3 protein-coding genes are annotated in these 1,748 nt (G+C 38.6%); all 3 read left to right on the top strand.

The window, feature by feature from the left end; all coding sequences use genetic code 11:
- Positions 1 to 602 (top strand): efflux RND transporter permease subunit (locus tag D5R40_RS32700; protein WP_134239673.1); only part of this gene is annotated, 602 nt, incomplete at its 5' end.
- A 233-nt stretch (positions 603 to 835) separates the two neighbouring features.
- Entirely contained in the window at positions 836 to 1,072 is a 237-nt protein-coding gene (locus D5R40_RS32695; protein ID WP_205127841.1) for a sugar phosphate nucleotidyltransferase, read from the top strand.
- A 74-nt stretch (positions 1,073 to 1,146) separates the two neighbouring features.
- The coding region (locus tag D5R40_RS32690) for an efflux RND transporter permease subunit (protein ID WP_134239672.1) at positions 1,147 to 1,748 on the top strand (602 nt) is incomplete at its 3' end.

Below are 1,748 nucleotides of genomic sequence, written 5' to 3'. Positions count from 1 at the left end.
CCGTTATTGCTGCTATTCAAGAGCAATTGGATCAAATAGATTGGAAAGAGGGCTATTCCTACGTATTTAAAGGGGATTTAGAAAGTAGAAATGATTCTTTTGGTGGTATGGGAATTGCATCCATATTGGCCTTGTTGTTGATCTTGGGCGTATTGATTATTCAATTCCGTTCGTTTACACAGCCATTGGTCATTTTTACAGCATTACCATTGGCGATGATTGGCTCTATTTTGGCTTTATTTATTACGGGAATTCCATTTTCTTTCACGGCCTTTATTGGTCTGACCAGTTTAATTGGTATTGCGATTAATAACTCCATTGTACTGGTCGATTTTGCGAATAAGCTGATGGAGGAAGGTGCAAGTGTGAGAGAGGCTGCACAAAAAGCTGGAGAGGTAAGATTTGTACCTATTGTGATGACCACATTAACAACTATTTTAGGTCTATTACCGCTTACGCTAAATGGAGGTTCGCTTTGGGCGCCAATGGGATGGACGATTATAGGAGGTTTGTTGACTTCTACTACTTTAGTTTTGATCGTAGTACCATTATTATTCCAATGGTTTACATCAGAATCTAAATTTGAAAGTGTAGAAGGGTAATAATTGGAAGTTAATAGTTAATGGTTAACCGTGAGATTATTTGCAGCAGACTATTTAACAGTTATACCATTAACCAATAACTATGAACCAACAACCATGAACCATAAAGATTTATTGCTAATTGTCTGAATTTTGAAGTCTTGCTCATTTTGGGCAAGGCTTTTTTTCTGTAGGAAAATATGCTTATCTTGGATGCAATTAGTGTAATAATTACAAAAAGTAATCTATTGTCCATGAAAGCCATCATTCCGGTAGCTGGAGCGGGGACGCGACTTCGTCCTTTAACCTACACACAACCCAAACCACTCATCCCGGTTGCTGGAAAGCCAATCATATCTTTTATTATTGATCAATTAGTGGAAGTAGGGATTCGCGATTTTGTTTTTATCATCGGTTATCTTGGTGAAAAAATCAAAAATTATGTTGAGCAAGCCTACCCTGAATTATTGACTACTTCGCTGCCAATATAGGTCATGGAAATCCAAGAATCTACTACAATGTCGCCTCCAAGAACTATTCTAATTCCTTTGGCGAAGTGTACGTCGTGTTAAAAGAGTATAATGTGCAACGCTTTTATGAGCTCTTAGAGGAATTGCGAGGAGAGTTTGCCAGTTATCCAGCAGCAAGGATTGATGTAAAAGAATTTGTGCAAGGTCCGCCGTCCGAAGCACCTGTAGCTATCAAAATTTACGGGAACGATTTGGATGATCTGCAGGCTTACGCCAAAGAAATAGAGCAGATTGTTCGCAATACATCAGGAACGATTAATGTCGATAATCCAACGCGTACAAAGAGTACCGATTTGTTTTTCAAGATCAATCGCGATAAGGCGACGATGTTAGGTGTACCAATTTTTGCTATTGATAAAACCATTCGGTCGTATGTAAGTGGGGCGGTCGTCGGAAAATATAGAGATAAAAAGGCAGATGACTTTAATATTGTATTAAGGTATGATTACGATGACAAGTTTACGCTTGAAGATTTTGACAAAATCAGTGTGCAGTCGATGAGTGGAAGGTTTATTCCTTTAAAGCAATTGGCAGATATTGAATTTGCGGAAGCACCAAGTCAAATCACCCATTTAGATACGGATCGTACAGCGACTATCTTAGCGGATTTAGAATTTGGTTATACGCTTGATCCCGT

The organism is Okeania hirsuta (assembly GCF_003838195.1).
GTDB lineage: Bacteria > Cyanobacteriota > Cyanobacteriia > Cyanobacteriales > Microcoleaceae > Okeania > Okeania hirsuta.
Note: the sequence above shows the minus strand (reverse complement) of the source record. Positions and strands in the feature narration are given on the sequence as shown.